General features: G+C 68.1%; 14 protein-coding genes and 1 pseudogene. 10 read left to right on the forward strand and 5 right to left on the reverse strand.

Features of this window, described 5'->3' with window-relative positions; all coding sequences use genetic code 11:
- Window positions 1-98: 98 nt before the first annotated feature.
- Together ACIBL3_RS14730 and ACIBL3_RS14735 are read right to left on the reverse strand one after the other, a co-directional pair.
- Window positions 99-890: a class I SAM-dependent methyltransferase gene (locus tag ACIBL3_RS14730; protein ID WP_396354196.1), complete on the reverse strand. Its 792-nt coding sequence runs from the start codon at window positions 888-890 to the stop codon at window positions 99-101.
- A gap of 355 nt (window positions 891-1,245) precedes the next feature.
- Window positions 1,246-1,890 carry an alpha-ketoglutarate-dependent dioxygenase AlkB gene (locus ACIBL3_RS14735; RefSeq protein ID WP_396353808.1) on the reverse strand — a complete coding sequence of 215 codons (645 nt, stop codon included), beginning with the start codon at window positions 1,888-1,890 and terminating at the stop codon, window positions 1,246-1,248.
- 291 nt (window positions 1,891-2,181) lie between these two features.
- On the opposite strand from ACIBL3_RS14735, the pseudogene ACIBL3_RS14740 reads away from it, so the two are divergent.
- The 3 genes and pseudogenes from ACIBL3_RS14740 to ACIBL3_RS14750 all read left to right on the forward strand — a co-directional run.
- A pseudogene (locus ACIBL3_RS14740) lies at window positions 2,182-2,277 on the forward strand (MBL fold metallo-hydrolase); the annotation flags it as partial.
- A gap of 85 nt (window positions 2,278-2,362) precedes the next feature.
- Entirely contained in the window at window positions 2,363-2,929 is a 567-nt protein-coding gene (locus tag ACIBL3_RS14745; RefSeq protein ID WP_396353809.1) for an MBL fold metallo-hydrolase, read from the forward strand.
- A gap of 68 nt (window positions 2,930-2,997) precedes the next feature.
- Complete coding sequence (locus ACIBL3_RS14750) at window positions 2,998-4,377, forward strand: amidohydrolase (protein WP_396353810.1); 1,380 nt, start codon at window positions 2,998-3,000, stop codon at window positions 4,375-4,377.
- Between the two features lie 37 nt (window positions 4,378-4,414).
- Here the strand turns inward: ACIBL3_RS14750 and ACIBL3_RS14755 are convergent, their stop codons facing one another.
- Window positions 4,415-7,285, reverse strand: coding sequence for a S8 family serine peptidase (locus ACIBL3_RS14755; protein WP_396353811.1), 2,871 nt, complete (start codon window positions 7,283-7,285; stop codon window positions 4,415-4,417).
- Window positions 7,286-7,427: 142 nt separating this feature from the next.
- Here ACIBL3_RS14755 and ACIBL3_RS14760 point away from each other — a divergent pair, with 142 nt between their 5' ends.
- Together ACIBL3_RS14760 and ACIBL3_RS14765 are read left to right on the forward strand one after the other, a co-directional pair.
- Entirely contained in the window at window positions 7,428-8,237 is an 810-nt protein-coding gene (locus ACIBL3_RS14760; protein ID WP_396353812.1) for a dienelactone hydrolase family protein, read from the forward strand.
- A gap of 244 nt (window positions 8,238-8,481) precedes the next feature.
- Window positions 8,482-9,228, forward strand: coding sequence for a hypothetical protein (locus ACIBL3_RS14765; RefSeq protein ID WP_396353813.1), 747 nt, complete (start codon window positions 8,482-8,484; stop codon window positions 9,226-9,228).
- On the opposite strand, the gene ACIBL3_RS14770 is transcribed toward ACIBL3_RS14765, so the two are convergent.
- Both ACIBL3_RS14770 and ACIBL3_RS14775 read right to left on the reverse strand, forming a co-directional pair.
- Entirely contained in the window at window positions 9,225-9,605 is a 381-nt protein-coding gene (locus ACIBL3_RS14770; protein ID WP_396353814.1) for a hypothetical protein, read from the reverse strand. The two genes, ACIBL3_RS14765 and ACIBL3_RS14770, sit on opposite strands and share 4 nt — an antisense overlap.
- A complete protein-coding gene (locus ACIBL3_RS14775; RefSeq protein ID WP_396353815.1) occupies window positions 9,578-10,729 on the reverse strand; it encodes a glycoside hydrolase family 71/99-like protein in 1,152 nt (383 codons plus the stop codon). The genes ACIBL3_RS14770 and ACIBL3_RS14775 overlap by 28 nt, the downstream gene beginning before the upstream one ends.
- A 244-nt stretch (window positions 10,730-10,973) precedes the next feature.
- Between ACIBL3_RS14775 and ACIBL3_RS14780 the strand changes: the two genes are divergently transcribed.
- The 5 genes from ACIBL3_RS14780 to ACIBL3_RS14800 all read left to right on the forward strand — a co-directional run bounded on the left by ACIBL3_RS14780 (window position 10,974) and on the right by ACIBL3_RS14800 (window position 17,153).
- Complete coding sequence (locus tag ACIBL3_RS14780) at window positions 10,974-12,245, forward strand: ROK family protein (RefSeq protein WP_396353816.1); 1,272 nt, start codon at window positions 10,974-10,976, stop codon at window positions 12,243-12,245.
- A 115-nt stretch (window positions 12,246-12,360) separates the two neighbouring features.
- Window positions 12,361-13,869 (forward strand): sugar ABC transporter ATP-binding protein, encoded by a 1,509-nt coding sequence (locus tag ACIBL3_RS14785; RefSeq protein WP_396353817.1) that lies wholly within the window; start codon window positions 12,361-12,363, stop codon window positions 13,867-13,869.
- On the forward strand, window positions 13,862-14,905 hold the full coding sequence (locus ACIBL3_RS14790; RefSeq protein ID WP_396353818.1) for an ABC transporter permease: 1,044 nt from the start codon (window positions 13,862-13,864) through the stop codon (window positions 14,903-14,905). Before ACIBL3_RS14785 ends, ACIBL3_RS14790 begins: the two co-directional genes overlap by 8 nt.
- Before the next feature lie 13 nt (window positions 14,906-14,918).
- Window positions 14,919-15,962, forward strand: coding sequence for a substrate-binding domain-containing protein (locus tag ACIBL3_RS14795; protein WP_396353819.1), 1,044 nt, complete (start codon window positions 14,919-14,921; stop codon window positions 15,960-15,962).
- A gap of 12 nt (window positions 15,963-15,974) precedes the next feature.
- On the forward strand, window positions 15,975-17,153 hold the full coding sequence (locus tag ACIBL3_RS14800) for a Gfo/Idh/MocA family protein (RefSeq protein ID WP_396353820.1): 1,179 nt from the start codon (window positions 15,975-15,977) through the stop codon (window positions 17,151-17,153).
- Window positions 17,154-17,165: the final 12 nt, after the last annotated feature.

A 17,165-nucleotide genomic window follows, 5' to 3' on the forward strand; every position in this document is an offset into this window, starting at 1 on the left:
GGAGGACCGGCTACTCCTACAAGGGCTGCACCCATCTCACCAGCCGAAACGCCGACTCTTGCGGTTTCAACCTCAGCCGTAACCGAACGGCGTTGGGGTTAGCCCGGCTTGAGCGCTAGCGTCGCAAAGTAGTTCGACATGTATTCAGCGGATGCGTTGGATTCGTCCGGTGCTTCCGCGAAGCCGGTGAGGACGAACCCCGCGGCGAGTTGCCCGCCGATCTGGTCGGTGAGGGTGTGGCTGTATTCAAGAGCGGCATCCGCGCCGAACTTCGTGGCGCGTTCCTCGGGCGAGTACTGCGTGACATCGCTGTAGGGCAGCTTGTGTACGACGATCAACTCGCCGCGCTCGTCGAGCGCCTCGTGGTCGAACAAGTACGCATCAGGGTTGAGGAAGCCCGCGAGCAGACTTCCGCCCGGTCGCAAGACGCGGAAGCACTCACGCCACACCGGCGCCAAGTCTGGTACGAAGAGGTTGGAGACCGGATTGAACACGACGTCGAATGTTGCGTCGCCGAAGGCGCTGAGATCGCGCATGTCGCCCTGGACGGTGCGCAGTTCGAGCCCGTCGCGCGCCGCCACCATCTGGTCCTGGCCGAGCTGGCGGGGTGAGTTGTCGAACACGGTGACCCGCGCCCCTGCGGCGGCCAGGATCGGACCCTGCTGGCCACCGCCGGAGGCGAGGCACAACACATCCTTGCCGGTCAGGTCCGTCGGCAGCCAGGAGCGGTCGACTGGCTCGCGCCCGATGAGAACAATCGACCAGTCGCCACCGCGGGCGCGCTCGACATCCTCAGCACTCACCGGCCTCGACCACTCGTTGCCCTCTTGGACATATTTGTCCCAGGCTGCCCGATTGTGGGCAACGGGGTCGACAACACTGTCCTGCACGTTCAACTCCCTGCTACAGCCAAGCGGACACCGGCGGCTCTGACAGTTCGGTGCCGCCAGCCAACACGATCACAGGGTCCGGCCTCAACGAAATTCGCGGCATCGAACTGTCCACGGACTCGACGGGTGGTCGCCCAGTGCCCTGTCGGGGCCACCACACCGGACCACCGCACCGGGCCACCGCATCGGGCCACCGCACCGGAGCCACCGCACCGGGCCAGCGCGCGCCCCAGATCAGCAACCCGCGGAGCATTCTCGCCAGCAACCATCCAAGACGCCGGTCGGCGCGCTGAGAAGTTCGGTCAACTAGCCGGGCCGGGGTGACCGCTGCGGAGCGGGGCTCACAGGGTCGCTGTCAGCGGACGTTGAGGGGGCGGTATTGGATGCTGATGCGGGGGCCTTTGTGGCCGGTGGCTTTGGGGATGGCGTGTTCCCAGGTGCGTTGGCAGGAGCCGCCCATGACGATGAGGTCGCCGTGGCCGAGGGGGTAGCGGACGGTTGAGCTGACCGGTCCGGCGGAATTGCCCGGGCGGGGGCGGAGCGCGAGGACGCGGGGTTCGCCGACGGAGAGGATGGCGACCATGGTGTCCTCATGGTTGCCTCGGCCGATCCGGTCGCCGTGCCAGGCGACGCTGTCCCGGCCATCGCGGTAGAAGCACAACCCCGCCGTACGGAACGACTCGCCCAGCTCCTCCGCGTAGTGCGCACTGAGCCGGTCGCGCGCCTCGTCGAGGATCGGCAGCGGTAGCTCCTCGTTCTCACCGTAGAAGCAGAGCAACCGCGGTACGTCGACCACCCGGTCGTACATCTGCCGCCGCTCCGCCTGCCACGGCACATCACGCGCCAACCGCTCGTACACCTGATCCGCCCCGGTCAGCCACCGCGGCAGTACGTCGACCCACGCCCCGCGCCCGAGATCCGTCCGCCGGATCCCGCCGAGCGAACCCAGCGCAGGATCCTCAAACGCATCCAGCAACGAGCCCTGCAGATCAGCACCCATCCCCCCACCATACCCGAAATTCGAACATCTGTTCCCCTCGCTATCAGCCCTCCCGCCAGCGAGCGCGCGGTGGTGCGGCTGGTGGGCGGGGCGTGTGGTGTGGTGGGGGGAGTGAGCGGGACTCGGCGGGTGTCTTGAGGGGGTTGGTGAGGAGGGACTACGGTCTCGGCAATTGGCCGCAGGTCGCAAGGGGAGGGAGTTGTCGTGTTGAGGCAGGTTGCGGAGGGTGTGTTCGTTCATCAGAGCGAATTGCTTGCGAACAACACAGTTGTCGTACGAGGCAAGAGCGGTGTGTTGCTGATCGATGCCGGGATCACGGGCGGTGAGATGGCTTGTCTTGCGAATGATCTGTCCGAGTTGGGGCAGTCGGTTGTGGCGGGGTTCTCTACGCACCCTGATTGGGACCACGTGCTGTGGGATGCCAAGCTCGGCGATGCGCCTCGGTATGGCACGGCGCGTTTGTGCGGCGTTTATGGGAGAGTTTCTGTCCCACGCGGATTGGAAGGAACGGGCCGCCGGGGGACTACCTCCGGAAATCGCCGACGACACGCCGCTGGAGCTGTTCGGCCGCATTACAGCGCTGCCTGCCGAAACCACGCAGATTCCTTGGGATGGACCTGTTGTCCGGGTTGTCGAGCATCCGGCCCATGCGCCGGGGCATGCGGCGCTGTTGGTAGAGGAGAGCCGGGTGCTCGCCGCCGGGGACATGCTTTCTGATGTCTTCGTTCCGATGCCCGACGTCGGGGATGCCGCTGACCCGCTCGAGGACTACCTCGCTGGACTGCAGCTGCTCGAGGCCGTGGCGGACGACGTCGATGTCGTCGTCCCGGGTCACGGATCGGTCGGCAGAGGTGACGAAGTACGCGCACGGATCGCACTGGATCGCGCGTACATGCACGCCCTGCGTGACGGCGGTGAGTTCGACGATCCGCGGATTGGCCCATCGGTCAGGACCGGCTGGGAATGGGTGAACGACATCCACACAGGCAACGTGCAGCAGCTCGCCAAGAGACGCGAGTCTGACGGGACGCCCGGCTAGCGACGTCGAGGGGTTGGACCGGTGGGTGGGCGAGACTGCAGTACGGCGACCCACCGGTTGGAGGATGGATGTCATACGTGCTGATCCGCAACGTCTCGGTCCTGATCGTCCCCGAGTACGGCGACTGTCGCGTCGACGATGCCCAAGACATCCACGTCCACGACGACCGAATCACCGCCATCACCCCCACCGGTACACCCCCAGAGTTCTTCCCACCGAGCACGGGCGAGCCGGAACCGGGCCGCCCGGAGGCCGATCGGGGGAGGCCGGAGGTGGTTGACGGGAGTGGGCTGGTAGCGGTTGCTGGGTTGGTCAACTCGCATACGCATAGTCCGATGGTGATGATGCGGGGGGCCGCTGAGGATTTGGGGATCGAGGACTGGTTCAACGAGCGGATTTGGCCGATGGAGGTGAATCTGACGGCTGAGCGGGTTCGGGTGGGTGCGCGGCTGGCGTGCGCTGAGATGTTGCTGGCCGGTGTGACCACGTTCGTGGACCACTACTTTCACGCTGATCAGATCGCCGAAGCCGCGATCGAGTCCGGGATGCGCGCCGACCTCGCGCCCACGTACTTCTCATCAACCGGCACCGAAGCCGCCATCGACACCGCCCGCGACCTCCGCAACCGCAGCCCCCGGATCACGGCCAGCCTCGGCCCGCATGCGACGTACACCGTCACCGACGACGACCTACGCCGTACGGCGGACATCGCACGAGCCGAGGGCTTCCGCATCCACCTGCACGCGGCCGAGACCGACGACCAAACGCAGTCGTCGATCGACCGCCTGGGCGCAACCCCGATCCAGGTCCTCGAGCGAACCGGCGTACTCGACGCCGGCGCCCTCATCGCCCACGGCTGCGGCATCCGCGACGCCGACCTCCCGATCCTCGAGCGGTACGGCGACCGCACCACAGTCGCCTGCTGTCCGAAGGTCTACCTCAAACTCGCCATGGGCACGGTCACGCCGATCAAAGGCCTGCAGTCCAAGGGAGTGAGGGTCGGCATCGGCACCGACGGAGCCGCCGTCCACAACACCCTGGACGTCTGGGAGTCGCTGCGCATGGTCGCGCTGACCCAGAAGCAACGCGAGCAGGACGCCGAGTGGATGAACGTCTCCGACACCCTCCGCTTGGCCACGAGAGGTGGTGCGGCAGCAGCCGGCCTCGCCGACGAGATCGGCGTACTCGAACCAGGCCGCCAAGCCGACCTCGCCCTGGTCGACCTCTCCGGCCCGCACTGCCAACCAGTCCACGACCCCAGGGCAGCGCTCGTCTACTCAGTGCGCTCGTCGGACGTCGTCACCGTCCTCGTCGCCGGCAAGATCGTCGTCCGCGACCGCAAGCTCACCACCATGAACCTCGACGAAATCCTCGCCAACGCCAAAGACCTCGCCCACACGCTGGTCGACCTGTCCAAGGGCGGCGCCGTCCAGCACTACGCACCCTGAAAGAATGCCCCGGCCCAAAGCGGGCAGGGGCAGCGATTCAGCTGATGGTGAGGATCTTGTTCACCGTGTAGACCTGCGTGTGGTCCGCGTCGCCCGGGAACCAGACCCGGTAGGCGATCTGGCCGCGCACCGCCGGCTTGATCCCGAACGCGTACTTGCCGGACGAGCTGAGCTTCACCCAGGCGATCGACTTCCACACCTTGTTCCCGTACTGCTGCAGGTACACGTACTTCCCGGCGTGCGCCGGAGCCACATACCCACTGAACACACTGGCCTGACCCAACCGGATCGCGGCCGGAGCCAGCGTCGCCGAGATCGTCGGCGTCACCTGCACCGTGATGTCCGGCGTCCGGGTGCCCATCAGGTCGGCGTTGCCCGGGAAGGTCAGCATGTAGACCGACGACACCAAAGGCTTGTGCACGATCGACAGCGTCCCGGTCGACGAGGTCTTCAACGCCGCCAGCAGCTTGAACGTCGACACGTTCTTCGGACGCACGTAGACGTTGACCGGCAGCCCGGCGTACGCCAGGTTGTCGATCCGCAGCGTGCTGCCCTTGATCGTGATCGACCCGCCGTACCTGATCAGCGTCGACGTGGTCGCGATCCCGGACTTCATCCCGAGCAGCTGCGTGACCGCCGCCGGCGAGACCTTGCCGGTGCGGTCCTTCACCCAAGCAGCAAAGGTGTACGTCGTGTTCTGCGCGAGCCCGGTGTTCTTCACCGCGGACGCCGTACCCGCGTACACCAGAGTGCCCGTCGTCAGCGTCGGCGCCTTGCTGCCGACGTTGCGCCGCACGATCACCTGGTCCAGGTCCGACATCGGCGCGACCTTCCACACCAGGTTCGCCGCCAGGTAAGCCCCGCTCGCGTCGAACACCGGCTTGTCCGGCGCCCAGTCGACCGTGGTGAACACGCTGCTGAACGGCGCCAGCGCAGCCCCACCCGCCTCCTGCACGCCGGCAACGACGATCCGGTACGTCGTGTTGTCGAGCAGGTTCGGCGGGATGATCGTGGCCCGCTTCGTGGTCGCTTCGTACTCGACGTTGGCCGGGATCGTGGCGCCGGTCTTGCCGTTGACCAGCTTGACGGTGCTCACGGTCACGGTGGCGGCGTCGACCGGCCGGGCGAACGTGACCGCCGGCTGCACGCCGGTCCCCACCCCCGTCGACAGGTCACCCGGTACGGCGTCGAACACCGGGTACGGCGTCGTCGTACCAGTGTTCACCGGGGTGCCGCGGTTGATGCTGATGCTGTACTGGCGGCTGTCGCGAGACCCGTTGTAGTTGCGGACCGCGATGTACGTCGTGCCGACCGGCAGCGCGGCGGTGACCTCCGTCGTCAGCTTCTGCGGGACTTCGTACCCGTCGCTGTCGACCGGCGGCCACGGCTTCTGGTTGAACCCGAGGACGTTGAGCGACTCGTCGTACACCGAGACCACGGGGCCGAAGTTCTGCGCGTACTGGCTGGAGTCGAACAGCGGTCCGGTGACGATCGCGCGCAAGGTGTCCGGCGTCGTCGAGCTCACCTTGTACCAGTCGACGTCGCCCTCGACGCCGATGTTGCCGAAGGCCATGCCACCCAGACTGAGTGCCGTCGCGCGCGCCGGCTGGTCGTTGGCATCACGCGTGCCCGCAGCAAAGTCCGTGGTCCACTTGCCGCCGAGGGCGTAGTACGCGTCGAGAATGCCGGCGCCGTAGTACGGGTCGGTGCCGCGCGGACCGGCGTCCCGGGCGGTGGCCTTCAGTCGCGACATCACCTGTGCCGGCGTGTACGACGGCCACTTGTTCCGGACCAGCGCCGCGACGCCCGCCACGATCGGGGACGAGAACGATGTGCCTGCCAGGCCGATCCAGTACGGCTCGTAGCCCGACGGGGTCTGCGCCCGAGGCGCGAGGCTGGTGATGTCGTAGCCCGGCGCCGCGATGTCGACGGTGTCGCCGTACGTGCTGAAGCCGGTCAGGACGCCGTTGCGGTTGGTCGCGCCGACCGACAGCACCTCCGGGTACGCGGCCGGGTAGTTCAGCGCCGACGACCCGCTGTTGCCCGCAGCGGCGACCAGTACGACGCCCTTCGCGAGGGCGTTCTTGATCGCGGTGTGCAGGACCGGGTTGTCACCCTCGCCGCCGAGCGACATGTTGATCACCCGGGCGCCGTTGTTGACCGCCCAGTTGATGCCGTTGATGAGGTTCGAGTCGTTGCCGCTGCCCTGGTCGTTGAGCACCTTCACCGGCCGGACCTTCGCGTTCCAGGCCACACCGGCGATCCCGATGCCGTTGCCGGTCCCGGCCGCGATGATTCCGGTCACCGCCGTACCGTGGCCGTCTCCGTCGTTCGGCGCCAGCGCGGTGTTGAACGTGTTGTAGCCCGGCAGCAGGTGCCCGGCCAGGTCCGGGTGACCGGCGTCGACACCGGTGTCCAGTACGGCGACCACCTGGTTGCCGGCCGACCTGCTCAGATCCCAGGCCTGGTTGACCCGGACGGTCGGCAGATACTTCTGGTAGTTGGTGTACAGCCAGTCGTTCGGCGTGGCGGACTTCCGCCGGATGTAGTTGAGCGAGGCAACTTCCACCGCCGGGTCGGCCTTGACCTTCTTCAGCAGGTCGGCCGCCGGAACCTCGCCGGTGACGGTGACCACCTCGGAGGTCACGGACACGTCGGGCCTGCCCTTGACCTTGGCCAGCGCGGCCTTGCGGGCCGAGGTGGTTGCCTTCGGCTTGAACTTCACCAGCACGGACTTGGCGTCGTACTCGGGTCCGGTCGCGGTGTCGGGACGGAACTTGGCCGGGATCGGGCGGGGCTCCGCGGACACCTCAGCGGTGCCGGACGACCCGGTCACCGCCACCAGCATCGCCGCGACCATGACCGCGGGAAGGCCCAAGCGCACCAGGTGGGCAGGACGGACGGACATGAAGACCCCCCAGGGTCCAGAAAGAGAAAGTCGAGCGGAGTATGCCAGAGGTCTGGTCCAGAACGCGCTCTATCCACAGATGTCAATACCTGCAATCGGCCGTGCACCCTAAGCTATGTGCCTCCACCTGCGAGGAGGCCCCATGACCGCACCGAGTTCGGATCTGACCGGCTGGCGGAGAGGGCCGTTTACCGGGGCGGGGTTGACCTACGACTGCTTCGAGAAGGGTGAGGGGCCGGGGGTTGTGTTGATCCCGGAGATTCCGGGGTTGACGCCGGAGGTGCTGGGGCTGGGGGACCATCTGGTGCGGGAGGGGTTCACGGTGGTGATTCCATCGCCGTTCGGTACGCCGGGGCGCCCGGAGACCACGGGATACGCGCTGGGGGTGATTGCGCGGATGTGTGTGGCGAAGGAGTTCCGGGCGTTCGCGGCGGACGCGGAGCGGCCGATCACGAAGTACCTGCGGGCGGTCGCCGCCGACCTCGCCCAGCGGACGCCGGGACGCGGGGTGGGGGTGATCGGGATGTGCTTCACCGGGGGCTTCGCGTTGGCCACAGCGGTCGAGGAGACCGTCCTGGCCCCGGTCCTGAGTCAGCCGTCGACGCCGTTCGCCGTGAGTGGCCGGCTGCGGCGCGATCCGGGGTTGTCCCGGCAGGAGCTCGAGGTCGTCAAGGAACGGACCCGGACGGACGGTCTGTGCGTGCTGGGCCTGCGATTCAGCCACGACCGGATGTCACCGGCCGAGCGGTTCTCGACACTGCGCGACGAGCTCGGCGACGCGTTCGAGGTGATCGAGCTCGACAGCCGACCCGGCAACCCGGATGGCTACCGCCGGATGGCACACTCGGTGCTGACCCGCGACCTGAGCGAGGACCCGCCGAACTCGGCGCTGACGGCCCGGACCCGGACCGTCGAGTTCCTCCGGCAGTACCTGACTGCCACCGAGTGGTGACTGTGAGTGCGGAAATGTTAAAGCATCGTAGAGGAATGCGCAGCGTGTGATAATGCGAACGCTGAGTGGGCAACCTGCCCGCTGTCTGGGGCGGAATGTTGCGGTCTGCAAGCGAGGGGGAGCGGTGGGTGACGCTGGGTGATTTCCTCTGGTCGTGGGCACAGGAGACATGGCACGATCGGCCACCGGAGGCACATCAGGGGGCGGGCATGGCGATGGCCAGGCACTTGACGAGTGAGGCTGTATGAACGGGCGGACAGCGCAGGGCAGCCGGATCCCGGTGAACGGGACCGCGGCGGGGAACGGGGCCAATGGTCACGCTCCGCAGTCAGACCCTCACGCAGGTTCGGCCGGAGCGGCCGATCAGAGCGAGAAGAAGGCCGAGCAGAGCGAGCGGAAGGCCGAGCAGGCGCCGACCGGCGAAGCATCAGGCCAGGCTCCTAAAACGCCTGCTTGGGTTGAGGAGTACGCCGCACGCCGGGCCGGCCGGGTCGCCAACGGCACGGTGCGCGCCGAGTTCGAGACGCCCGTCCGAGTCGATGAGATCGCCTTGGCCGCCAAGACGCTGTCGGAGAACCTGCAGGCAGCCACCCGTGGCATGCCCGAGTCGCCCGAGTTGCGGGCCTTGCGCCGTGATCTCGACCACGCCGCCAGCACGCTGGGCTCGGTCGCCGGTGCGCTCGAGGCGACGGCCGGCAACCTGATTCGCCTGGCTGCGAACGAAGGACAGGCGTGTGGCGTCGGCTGGGGTGTATGCCCTGAGCACGGCCTCACGCTGATGAACGTCGGCGAGACGGTCACGTGCCATGTCCTCGGCTGCCACCGCGAGAACGAGGGCGCGGTCGAGCGCTGCGAGCACCCGGTCGCCTACCGCGTCGTAGACGCAGCCGGCCCGGCCCTGCTCACCTGCGCCGGCCACGCGATCGCCTGCCGCCTCTACCTCGACGACGCGGTCATCACCCTCGCCTCAGACAGCCTGGAACTGTTCTAGGAGATCCGGCAGGACGTCAGGTGGTCGTTCGCGTTCGGGGAGAGCGCGATGAAGTTCGGTGTGTCCGCCGTACGCGTCCACGACTGGCCGCCGAAGTTGTCCTCGGCGAACATCGTCACCGACCACCCGGACGGCACCCGCACCGACGACGCCCAGTTGTCCTGCACACCCGCCGCCTGAAGCTGCGCTCGCGTGTAGTCACCCTTGCCGAGCGCCGCACCGGCCGAACCGCCGTAGTCGACGTGCTCGAAGAAGACCACGCCGCTCGGTCCCTGAACCGGCATCGGCACCGTCGGCCGCACGGACGTGAGTGGTGCCTGCCCTTTGAACATCCGGCCGCCGTCGTTGGTCAACCGCAGGTAGAGTCCGAGGAGCACGCCGTACCGTCCTCATCCAGGGCGCGGATGCCGGAACCCGCCGGCACCCAGGCAGCGGACTCGGCGGTCTTGGCGATCTGGTTGCCCTCGTTGTACTCGTCGAACATCGAGATGTAGAGCCCCTGCACGCCGACCCGGGTGAGGTTGTAGAACTGCCGCCACATCAGGTCGCCGTGCCGCCGATGGCCGGACTGCAGGTCGCCCGGGATGACGCACGGCTGGTAGTCGATGCCGTGGGCGTTGCAGTAGGCCTGGTCCTGCTGATTGACGTTGTTGTAGTAGTGATCCGCGCCCGCGATGTCGCTGATCCGGCCGACCATCCACGGCGACAGCATGTTGAACGCGTGGTACACGTCCAGGTAGCCGGGCCGCGAGTCCTCGACCCCACGCCGCCAATGTGTCGGCACCCCGCCGATCACGTAGCAGCCCTGGCCCTTGAACCAGTTCACGACGTCCAGGCAGACCGACGCTGGCCAGTCCTTGTTCGCCTCGTCGAACCCGAACCCCCAGATGCACACCACCGGCTTCCCGTTCTGCCGCGCGTGCGCCGGTGAGGACGTGTAGGCGCTCATCTTCGACGTCCAGTCCGCCTTCATCTCCGACTGCATCGAGGCCCAGCCGGTGGCGTCGTACATGATGTAGAACTTGCGCCCGTACTGCTCGGCCGCCTGCCGGACCTTCACGGCCATCGCGTCCCGGGTCGGTCCCTCGCCGCCGGTCGGGTTGAACCGCTGCAGCGCCGCGGTGTCGCAGCCGTTCTGCTGCATCCACTGGAAGTGCGTGTTCACGGTCTGCTGGTCGTACGACGAGAACAGCTTGGCGGGCTGCCCGTTGTTCAGGTTCGGGTACGCCGTCTGGTACGTCGAGCCGTAGTCGCGGACGTCCGGCCAGCTCACGATCGCGGTGTTCGCCGGCGACGGAGGCTGGCCCCAGTTGTGGCTCCAGTGCCACCAGCCGTTGATCGGGGCGCCGTCGCCGGTGCAGGCGAACCAGCCCTGGTATCCGACGGTCACCTTGCCGACGACGTCTCCGGGTGGGCTGGCAGCGAACGCGGAGCTGAGTTGGGTGCCGCCGACAGCGGTTGCGGCGGTGGCGGCAAGGAAAGTGCGGCGCGACAGAGTCATGTGAACCTCCTGGTGGGGGCGGGCAGGAGAAGTGCCGCGAGAGTACAAACGCTCAACGAAGCCCCGCAAGACTTGAACGATCTCCACGCAAGTTCCGGAACCAACCCGACCTCTGGTCAAAGAGAGCGTTTGCCCGCTAGCGTCGGCGAAAACTTGGCCGCAACGTCTTGACGCATCTCCAGGGCCGTACTTAGTTTGTTGGTTCAACAGACAAAGTATGTGACTGGGCTCACAAGGGGGTCGCATGACGTTGACCGGGGGCAGCCGTCCGGGCAGTCGCGTGGTCGCCGCCGACCACGTCTCGCTCCGGCGCAACAACCTCTCGGTCGTCCTGCGTCACGTCCGCGACAACGGCCCACGATCGCGGGCCCGGATCGCCGCCGACACCGGCCTCAACAAGGCGACCGTGAGCAGCCTGGTCGCCGAGTTGGTCGAGCGTGGCCTGCTCCGCGAAGGTCCGGCCGACTCCACTCGCGCCCTCGGCCGCCCCGGCCAGCTCGTCGAGCTCGACGGCACCGGCGTCTGCGGCGTCGGCGCCGAGATCAACGTCGACTACCTAGCTGTCACCGCTCTCGACCTGGCCGGCGACACAGTCAGCGAACGACGCGTCCCGCTGGACGTCGCCCACCTCGGCCCCAGTACGACGCTCAGCCGCCTGGCCGACCTGATTCGCGAGGCCGTGGCTGCTGTGGACGCTCGAGATGGACAGGTCGCCGGCGTGACCCTCGCCGTACCGGGTCTGGTGCAAGGCGACACCGGTGAGCTCAAGCTGGCGCCGAACCTGGGGTGGGGCGAGGTCCCGGTCGTTCGCGAGATGCGCGAGCGGCTGGGCGGGCCGTCGTACCCGCTGCACGTGGACAACGAGGCGAACCTGGCAGCGCTGGCGGCGTACTCGGAGCTGCGGAAGACCGAGTCGGTGCAGGACCTCGTGCTGTTGACCGGTGCGGTCGGCGTCGGCGGTGGCGTGGTGTCGAACGGGCACCTGCTGCGCGGCGGGCACGGGTACAGCGGAGAGGTCGGGCACATGCCGGTCGCACCGCCCGGCCGGACCTGCGGCTGCGGCCGGACCGGTTGCTGGGAGACGGTGGTCGGCCTGACCGCGCTGTTGCACAAGGCAACGGATGCGGACGATCCGGTCCGTGATCCCGCGCTGGACGTGGACCGGCGGCTGGCCGAGATCACCGCGCGGGCCGAAGCGGGGGAGCCGCGGACGCTGTCCGCGTTGAAGGACGTCGGAACCTGGCTGGGGATTGGGGGAGCGATCCTGGTGAACATCCTGAATCCGGACGTGCTCGTGCTCGGCGGTTACTTCGCCGTCCTCGGGCCATGGCTGAAACAACCACTGGAGACGGCGATCCGCGACCGCGTGATCGCGCCGGACGGCGGCGGCTGCCGGGTGGTGCAGTCGGAGCTGGGCTTCACCGCGGCGGTCCGCGGCGGCGCCCAGATCTCCCTCGACCAAGTCTTCGTCGACCCGACCATGATCGGCCGCTCCGAGACAGGGGTCGCGCAATGACTCTGTTGAATGCCGCGCTGCCGCGCGGCGGGTCATGGGGCTGGAACTCCCGGCCTTCCCTCGTCCCTCCAGTCGCTTCGCTCCCTCCACTCCTCAGTCCAGGCCGGGAGGCCCCATGACCGGGCTGCTCACGATGACCGGCATCGTCAAGGAGTTCCCCGGGGTGCGGGCGCTCGACGGTGTCGACCTGGATGTCCGCGAGGGCGAGGTGCACTGCCTGCTCGGTCAGAACGGCGCGGGCAAGTCCACGCTGATCCGGGTGCTGACCGGAGCCCACCAGCCCGATGCCGGCACGATCCACATCCACGACGAACAGGTCCAGCTGAACACCCCGACCGCCGCGATCCAGCGTGGGATCGCCGCGATCTACCAGGAGCTCGACCTGGTGCCCGAGCTGACCGTTGCCGAGAACATCTTTCTCGGCCACGAGCCGGCCCGGTTCGGCTTCAGCCGGCGGCACGAGGCGACCACCCGGGCGCGCGAGATCCTGCGTGGCCTCGGCCACGGCGAGATCCCGACGCACCGTACGGTCGGCTCCCTTCCGGCCGCCGGACAGCAGGTGGTCAGCATGGCGCGCGCGTTGTCGCGGGACGCCCGGCTGATCGTGATGGACGAGCCGTCCGCCGTCCTCGATCCCGAAGAGGTCGCGAACCTGTTCCGGGTCATCCGTGGGCTCACCGCGCGCGGTGTCGCCGTCGTCTACATCTCGCACCGGCTCGAGGAGATCCGCCAGATCGGCGACCGGGTCACCGTGCTGAAGGACGGCGCCACGGTCGCGACCGGCCTGGACGCGCGCGCGACACCGACCAAGGAACTGATCCGGCTGATGACCGGCCGCTCGATCGAGTACGTCTTCCCGCCCCGCCGCGAGCTCCTCAGCACGGCGCCCGTCGTACTGGAGGTCGAGGACCTGACCCGGCCGGGCGAGTTCGCCGGGATCGGGTTCGAGGTCAGGGCCGGGGAGATCTTCGGCCTGGCCGGACTCGTCGGCTCCGGGCGTTCCGAAGTACTCGAGACCGTGTACGGCGCTCGTCGCGCAGCCACCGGGTCGGTACGGGTCGACGGCGTGCCGCTGCGGCCCGGCCGGGTGCAGTCCGCGGTGAAGGCGGGTGTCGGGCTGGCGCCGGAGGAGCGCAAGAGCCAGGCGCTGCTGCTGGACGAGGCCGTCTACAAGAACATCACGGTGTCGACCATGCAGCGGTTCGCCAGCGGCGGATTCCTGAACGGCCGCGCCGAGCGGGACGCGGCCGCTGAACTGTCCAAGGCACTGGACGTCCGCCCTGCCGGTGTGGACCATCCGGTGCGCAACCTGTCCGGTGGCAACCAGCAGAAGGTCGTGCTGGCCCGCTGGCTGCTCCGGGACTGCCGCGTGCTGCTGCTGGACGAGCCGACGCGCGGTGTCGACGTGGGAGCGCGGTCCGAGATCTACGCGCTGATCCACAAGCTGGCCGCCAACGGGGTCGCGATCGTGCTGGTCTCCAGCGAGGTCGAGGAAGTACTCGGTCTCGCCGACCGGGTCGTCGTACTGCGGGAGGGACGGGCCGTCTACCACGGGCCCGCGCAAGACATCGACGAGCACCAGGTCCTCGACCTGGTGATGGAAGGAGTGCTGTCTCGTGAGTGATGACATCGCACGGCCCTCTGACCAGACCGCGTCGACACAGGCGACGGTCACGCCGCCGGCGGCGCCGAGGTCGAGCAACAACGTGCTGATGACCGGGATGGGACGCAACGTCGGCCTGGTGGTGGCGCTCGTCCTGCTCTGTCTGGTCGGCATCATCACCGCCGGCGACACGTTCGCGACCGGCGCCAACGTACTGACCATCCTGCGGCTCGCGGCCGTCATCGGTGTGGTGAGCATCGGCATGACGTTCGTCATCACCGGCGGCGGGATCGACCTGTCCGTCGGGGCGATGGTCGCGCTCGCCTCGGTCTGGGCGACCACGCTGGCCACCCAGCAACTGGCCGAGGACTTCCACTGGATCTTCATGGTCAGCACGGCGCTGCTGGTCGGCGCCGCGTGCGGCCTGGTCAACGGCCTGCTCATTGCCTACGGCAAGATCGTGCCGTTCATCGCGACGCTGGCGATGCTGGCCGCCGCCCGCGGCCTGGCCGAGATCATCTCCGACCGGAAGACCCAGATCATCTCGGTGAACGGTTTCGTCGACTTCTTCGGCGGCTCGCTGATCGGCGTGCCGGTGCTGGTCTGGATCTTCGTGCTGGTCGCCGCGGCGGGCTGGGTGGTGCTGAACCGGACCACGTTCGGCCGCCGGACCTTCGCGGTCGGCGGCAACGCCGAGGCCGCCCGGCTGGCCGGCATCAGGGTACAGCGGCACACCGTCGCCCTCTACGTGCTGGCCGGGCTGTGCTGCGGGATCGCCGCGGTGATGCTGATGGCGCGTACGACGACCGGCAGCTCGACCCACGGTCAGTTGTACGAGCTCGACGCGATCGCGGCCGTGGTGATCGGCGGCACGCTGCTGTCGGGTGGCCGCGGGACGATCGTCGGCACGGTCTTCGGCGTGCTGATCTTCACCACCCTGAACAACGTCTTCACCCTGAACAACCTCAGCATCTCCGCCCAGTCGGTGGCGAAGGGCCTGATCATCGTGATCGCGGTCCTTCTCCAGCAGCGCCTGGCGCGCACGACCCGCCATTAGAAGGAGGACAAAGATGTCCGCACGTTCCGTCCGCACTCTCATCGTCGCCGGCCTGAGCGTGGTTGCGCTGGCCGCCTGTACCAGCAACACCCCGGAGGCCGAGGAGACCAGCAACGCGCCTGCGAACTCCGGTGCCGCCGCCGGGAAGAACGACGAGCCGGGCCAGAAGGTCCGGATCGGGTTCTCCGCGCCGGCCGCCGACCACGGCTGGATGGGCGCGATCACCAAGGCCACCCAGGCGGAGGCGAAGAAGTACTCCGACGTCGAGCTGATCGTTGCCGAGGGCACCAACGATGTGAACCTGCAGATCAGCCAGGTGGAGACGTTCATCAACCAGAAGGTGGACGCGATCGTGCTGCTGCCGTTCGACGGCGCCGCGCTCACCCCGGTCGCGACCAAGGCGATGGAGGCCGGGATCACAGTGGTGAACGTGGACCGCGAGTTCGACAGCCCGTTCGCGGCCCGGACCACGATCCTCGGCGACAACTACGGCATGGGCCGCTCGGCCGGCACCTACGTGTGCCAGCAGCTGAAGGACAAGAAGGACTCGGTGATCGCCGAGATCGCCGGGATCGACTCGCTGCCGCTGACCCAGGACCGCAGCCGCGGCTTCAAGGAGGCGCTGACCGACTGCGGCCTGAAGGTGAGCAACCGGGTCGCCGCCGAGTTCACCGTCGAGTCCGGTGAGAAGGCGGCCGCCAACCTGCTGCAGGCGGCGCCGAAGATCGACGCGATCTGGAACCACGACGACGACCAGGGCGTCGGCGTGATGGCCGCGATCAAGAACTCCGGCCGCAAGGAGTTCTTCGTGGTCGGCGGGGCCGGCTCGGCGAACGTGATGCGCGACATCAAGTCCGGCAACAGCCTGCTGAAGGCCACCGTCATCTACCCGTCCACGCAGGGCGCGGACGGCGTCCGGCTGGCCCGGCTGCTGGTGCAGAAGAAGGCCCTCACCGACCTGGTGGAGGTCGAGGTGCCGCGCACGATCCAGCTGTACGCGCCGGTGGTGACCAAGGACAACGTGGACCAGTACCTGCCGACGGCATTCGAAAGCTGACAGAGGAGAGTCATGACGAACCTGGGCATCGGCCTGATCGGCTACGCGTTCATGGGCGCGGCCCACTCGCAGGCCTGGCGGAGCGCCCCGCGCTTCTTCGACCTGCCGCTGAACCCTGAGATGAACGTGCTCTGCGGCCGCAACCCCGACGCGGTCGCGGCCGCGGCGACCAAGCTCGGCTGGAAGGAGACCGAGACCGACTGGCGCAAGCTGCTCGGCCGCGACGACATCCAGCTGGTCGACGTCTGCACGCCGGGGGACAGCCACGCCGAGATCGCGATCGCCGCACTGGAGGCCGGCAAGCACGTGCTGTGCGAGAAGCCGCTGGCCAACACGGTCGAGGAGGCTGAGGCGATGACCGCGGCGGCCGAGGCGGCGGCGGCCAAGGGGATCAGGTCGATGGTCGGGTTCACCTACCGCCGGGTGCCGGCGATCGGGCTGGCCCGCCAGCTCGTTGCCGAGGGCAAACTCGGGACGATCCGCCACGTCCGGGCGCAGTACCTGCAGGACTGGATCGCCGACCCGGAGGCGCCGTTGTCGTGGCGGCTGGACAAGGAGAAGGCAGGGTCCGGCGCGCTCGGTGACATCGGCGCGCACATCATCGACCTGACCCAGTTCATCACCGGCGACACCATCGCCGAGGTGAGCGGTCAGCTCGAGACGTTCGTGAAGGAGCGCCCGATCGCGGCCGAGCACGCCGGTCTCGCGGGTACGGCGGGCACCGAACGCGGACCGGTGACGGTCGACGACGCGGCCGTGTTCCTGGCCCGGTTCGGCTCCGGCGCGCTCGGCGTCTTCGAGGCGACCCGGTTTGCGACGGGCCGGAAGAACGCGATCCGGATCGAGATCAACGGCAGCCTGGGCAGCCTCGCGTTCGACTTCGAGGACATGAACCTCCTGCACTTCTACGACGCGACCGAGGACGCGAGGACGGCCGGTTTCCGCCGCATCCTCGCCACCGAGTCCGCCCACCCGTACGTCGCCGCCTGGTGGCCGCCCGGCCACCTGCTCGGCTACGAGCACGGGTTCACCCATCAAGTCGTCGACCTGGTCACCGCGATCGCCGATGGAGCCGATCCGACACCGTCGTTCGCCGACGGGCTGCGGGTCCAGCGTGTGCTGGCCGCGGTCGAGGCCAGCTCGACCTCCCGACAATGGCAAAGGATTCCCGTGAGCGAGCGTAGCGAGTGAACCAAAAAGCAG

This window comes from Kribbella sp. NPDC050124, assembly GCF_044460355.1.
GTDB lineage: Bacteria > Actinomycetota > Actinomycetes > Propionibacteriales > Kribbellaceae > Kribbella.

What these genes read in the sequence shown, in the direction of transcription:
- ACIBL3_RS14800 (WP_396353820.1), top strand. Translation starts at nt 15,975, where the DNA reads ATGACGAACCTGGGCATCGGCCTGATCGGCTACGCGTTCATGGGCGCG.
- ACIBL3_RS14780 (WP_396353816.1), top strand. Translation starts at nt 10,974, where the DNA reads ATGACGTTGACCGGGGGCAGCCGTCCGGGCAGTCGCGTGGTCGCCGCC.
- ACIBL3_RS14760 (WP_396353812.1), top strand. Translation starts at nt 7,428, where the DNA reads ATGACCGCACCGAGTTCGGATCTGACCGGCTGGCGGAGAGGGCCGTTT.
- ACIBL3_RS14795 (WP_396353819.1), top strand. Translation starts at nt 14,919, where the DNA reads ATGTCCGCACGTTCCGTCCGCACTCTCATCGTCGCCGGCCTGAGCGTG.
- ACIBL3_RS14735 (WP_396353808.1), bottom strand. Translation starts at nt 1,890, where the DNA reads ATGGGTGCTGATCTGCAGGGCTCGTTGCTGGATGCGTTTGAGGATCCT.
- ACIBL3_RS14775 (WP_396353815.1), bottom strand. Translation starts at nt 10,729, where the DNA reads ATGACTCTGTCGCGCCGCACTTTCCTTGCCGCCACCGCCGCAACCGCT.
- ACIBL3_RS14745 (WP_396353809.1), top strand. Translation starts at nt 2,363, where the DNA reads ATGGGAGAGTTTCTGTCCCACGCGGATTGGAAGGAACGGGCCGCCGGG.
- ACIBL3_RS14750 (WP_396353810.1), top strand. Translation starts at nt 2,998, where the DNA reads ATGTCATACGTGCTGATCCGCAACGTCTCGGTCCTGATCGTCCCCGAG.
- ACIBL3_RS14785 (WP_396353817.1), top strand. Translation starts at nt 12,361, where the DNA reads ATGACCGGGCTGCTCACGATGACCGGCATCGTCAAGGAGTTCCCCGGG.
- ACIBL3_RS14765 (WP_396353813.1), top strand. Translation starts at nt 8,482, where the DNA reads ATGAACGGGCGGACAGCGCAGGGCAGCCGGATCCCGGTGAACGGGACC.
- ACIBL3_RS14755 (WP_396353811.1), bottom strand. Translation starts at nt 7,285, where the DNA reads ATGTCCGTCCGTCCTGCCCACCTGGTGCGCTTGGGCCTTCCCGCGGTC.